The sequence below is a fragment of the Methylobacterium tarhaniae genome (assembly GCF_001043955.1).
GTDB lineage: Bacteria > Pseudomonadota > Alphaproteobacteria > Rhizobiales > Beijerinckiaceae > Methylobacterium > Methylobacterium tarhaniae.
The window spans coordinates 1-3,431 of the sequence record NZ_LABZ01000241.1 but is presented as its reverse complement, the minus strand read 5'-3'; the positions used below and the strand labels follow the sequence as shown (position 1 = coordinate 3,431).

Here is a 3,431-nt window from a genome sequence, read left to right as displayed (position 1 = left end):
GGGTCGCCGGCCCGGGCGAGGTCGGCCATGGCGTCGTGGAGGGCGTCGAGGCGGCGGCGCTCGAGCGGGCTCATCGACTGGGCGGCGAGCCGCGCGCAGGTCGCCTCGATCTCCCCCATGGCGACGAACAAGGCGGCGAGCTGCTCGGGCGTGACCTGCGCCACCACCGCGCCGCGGCGCGGCCGCACCTCGACGAGGCCCGAGGTGCCGAGCTGGCGCAGGGCCTCGCGCACCGGCGTGCGCGACACCCCGTACTGGTCCGCCAGCGCCTGCTCGTCGAGGCGGTGGCCCGGCGCGAGCGCGCCGGTGACGATCGCCTCGGCGATCTCGGCCGCCAGCCGCTCGGTCCGCGTCCGTCCTGTCGCCTCGTCCATCCCGTCCCCACTCGCGAACGGCTCAGACCCTGCCGCATCGTCACGGCGCGGGCATGCCTGAAATTGCGGCGCCTGCGCCCAAACAACATGCGTGCAAGATCGTCGGAATGCATGCACTCTTTCCGAGTTGCATGCAATTTCCGGTGCCGGTCCGAACCTTGCCTCGCGGTGGCGTGATGCCCGCCGTTGCGGGCATACGCCCCTCTTGCCGACGAAGGCCCGTGCCGCATGATCACCCGCCGCACCGCTCTCGCCGCCGGGCTCGCCGCGCCGTTCGTGGCGAGGAACCAGGCGCACGCCCAGAACCCGACCCGCAACGAGACCCTGCTGCTGGTGCAGGAATACGGGCCGAACTCCCTCGACATGCAGGGCATCGGCGCCTCGCAGCCGGTGAACGGGGTGGCGCTCAACTGCTACGACCGGCTCCTGCGCTTCAAGCCGGTGCCGATCCCGGGCGGCGGCGGGAATGCCGTGAAGATGGGCGAGCTCGAAGGCGAGCTGGCCGAGAGCTGGCAGGTCGCCTCGGACGGGATGAGCTGCACCTTCAAGCTTCGCGACGCCACGTTCCATTCCGGCCGGCCGGTCACGGCCAAGGACGTGAAGTGGTCCCTCGACCGGGCGGTCTCGATCGGGGGCTTCGCCACCACGCAGATGAATGCCGGCTCGCTGGAGAAGCCGGAGCAGTTCGTCGCCCTCGACGACAAGACCTTCCGCGTCGACTTCGTCCGCAAGGACAAGATGACGATGTCGAACCTCGCCGTCACGATCCCCTTCGTGATCGATTCCGAGCTGGCCCAGCGCAACGGCGGTGGCGACCCCTGGGCCAAGGAATGGCTCAAGAACAACGTCGCGGGCTCGGGCGCCTACCGGGTCGAGAGCTGGAAGCCGGGCGTCGAGACGATCTACGCCCGCAACGACGCCTGGACGTCGGGCAAGCTGCCGCAGCTGCGCCGGGTCATCGCCCGCGACATCGCCTCGCCCTCGACCCGCCGGGCGCTCATCGAGAAGGGCGACGCCGACATCTCGTACGGGCTGCCGCCGAAGGACTTCAAGGACCTTATCGACGCCGGCAAGATCAAGGTCGTCGGCGTGCCGATCCCGAACGGGGTCTGGTCGGTCTACCTCAACACGGCCGTCGGGCCGTTCACCGATGTCCGCCTGCGCCAGGCGGTCGCCTGGGTGCTGCCCTACGAGAAGATCCTGCAGGCCTCGCTGTTCGGCCGCGGCCTCGACATGTCGGGCGGGCCGGAGACGCCGCGGGTCGCCTGGCCGCAGCCCTACCCGTACCGGACCGATCCGGCGAAGGCGAAGGCCCTGGTCCAGGCCGCCGCCCCGGGTGGCCTCTCGACCACGCTCCTGTTCGATGCCGGCAACGCCACCGTCGCCGAGCCGATGGCGGTACTGATCAAGGAGGCGCTCGCCGGCATCGGCATCACGGTCGAGATCGGGAAAATTCCCGGCGCGAACTTCCGCGGCGAGATCTCCAAGAAGACCAACCCGATGGTGCTCAACCGCTTCGCCGGCTGGCTCGACTATCCCGACTATTACCTGTTCTGGACCTTGCACGGGGCGAACTCGATCTTCAACATCGCCTCGTACCAGAACCCGGCGCTCGACAAGCTGATCGACACCGCCCGCTTCGCCGAGGACAAGGCGGTTTACGATCGAAGCGTGATCGACTTCGTGTCCCTCGCCGAGCGCGAGGTGCCGATGGTGCCGATCGCCCAGCCGACCCACGACGTCGCGATGCAGCGCACGATCAACGGCTACCAGTTCCAGCCCTGCCGCGAGCCGGATTTCCGATACCTGACCAAGGGGACGGCATCGTGAGGGGCGGTACGCTGCGTGGGTGAGCCCTTCCTCTTTCGCTGAACTGACCGAGGAAAGGAATGGCGCGGGTTTCCCCTCCCCTCTGCGGGGGAGGGTGGCGAACGCAGTGAGCCGGGAGAGGGGACGCCGCTTCCGGAAAGGTCGCCGCCTGACGTGAAGAGCGCCACGTTCTTCAGCGTCGCGCCGCCCCTCTCCCGCCCGGCTCCGCCGGGCACCCTCCCCCGCAGAGGGGGGAGGGAGAACCGGCGCCTCTTCCTTCCCCGGATCACCATGCGGGACGAGGACGCCCATCCGACACCCCAACCACCACCGGCCTCACGCTCAGGAGGGCCACACGATGCTGCGCACGCTCCTCGACCGCCTCGCCACGACCTTGCCGGCGCTTGCCGGGGTGGTCGTGGTGTCGTTCCTGCTCACCCGGGTGCTGCCGGGCGACACCGCGGCCTATTTCGCCGGCCCCGCCGCGACGCCCCAGGCCATCGCCCAGATCCGCACCGAGCTCGGCCTCGACCGGCCGCTGCCCGAGCAGTTCGCCCGCTACGTCGCCGACCTCGCCCGGGGCGATCTCGGCCGCTCGCTCACCACGGGACAGCCGGTGACGGCGGATCTCGGCAGCCGGCTGCCGGCTTCCGCCGAGCTGACCCTGTTCGGCCTCGTCCTCTCGCTCGTCATTGCGATTCCGCTGGGCGTCGCGGCGGCGCTCCGGCAGGGCTCCCTCGTCGATCACGCCTGCCGGGTGGTGGCGACGGCGGGCGTGTCGCTGCCGGTCTTCTTCACCGGGCTCCTCCTCGTCTACGTCTTCTACTTCGTGCTCGGCTGGGCCCCGGCCCCGCTCGGGCGCCTCGACGCCTTCGCCTCGCCGCCGCCGACGCGCACCGGGTTCCTCCTCCTCGACAGCCTCGCGGCGGGCGACCTCGAGACCTTCCGGGCTGCCCTCGCCCAGATCGCCCTGCCGGCCCTGACGCTGGCGATCTTCGCCCTCGCCCCCATCGCCCGCATCACCCGGGCGGCGAGCACGGCGAGCATCGCCGCCCGGGTGATGCGGGCGATGGGGGCGAGGGCGAAGATCGCCAGCGTCAGGGCCGGCAGGGCGATCTGGGCGAGGGCAGCCCGGAAGGTCTCGAGGTCGCCCGCCGCGAGGCTGTCGAGGAGGAGGAACCCGGTGCGCGTCGGCGGCGGCGAGGCGAAGGCGTCGAGGCGCCCGAGCGGGGCCGGGGCGCAGCCGAG

The 3,431-nt window shown here is 71.0% G+C and carries 3 protein-coding genes; 2 read left to right on the top strand and 1 reads right to left on the bottom strand.

Going from position 1 to position 3,431, the window contains the following annotated elements:
- A partial coding sequence (locus VQ03_RS26875; protein ID WP_048453985.1) for a GntR family transcriptional regulator occupies nucleotides 1-374 on the bottom strand: 374 nt, incomplete at its 3' end.
- 228 nt (nucleotides 375-602) lie between these two features.
- Between VQ03_RS26875 and VQ03_RS26870 the strand changes: the two genes are divergently transcribed.
- On the top strand, nucleotides 603-2,204 hold the full coding sequence (locus tag VQ03_RS26870) for an ABC transporter substrate-binding protein (RefSeq protein WP_048453984.1): 1,602 nt from the start codon (nucleotides 603-605) through the stop codon (nucleotides 2,202-2,204).
- Between the two features lie 337 nt (nucleotides 2,205-2,541).
- Nucleotides 2,542-3,431 (top strand): ABC transporter permease (locus tag VQ03_RS26865; RefSeq protein ID WP_157064275.1); only part of this gene is annotated, 890 nt, incomplete at its 3' end.

What these genes read in the sequence shown, in the direction of transcription:
- VQ03_RS26870 (WP_048453984.1), top strand. Translation starts at nt 603, where the DNA reads ATGATCACCCGCCGCACCGCTCTCGCCGCCGGGCTCGCCGCGCCGTTC.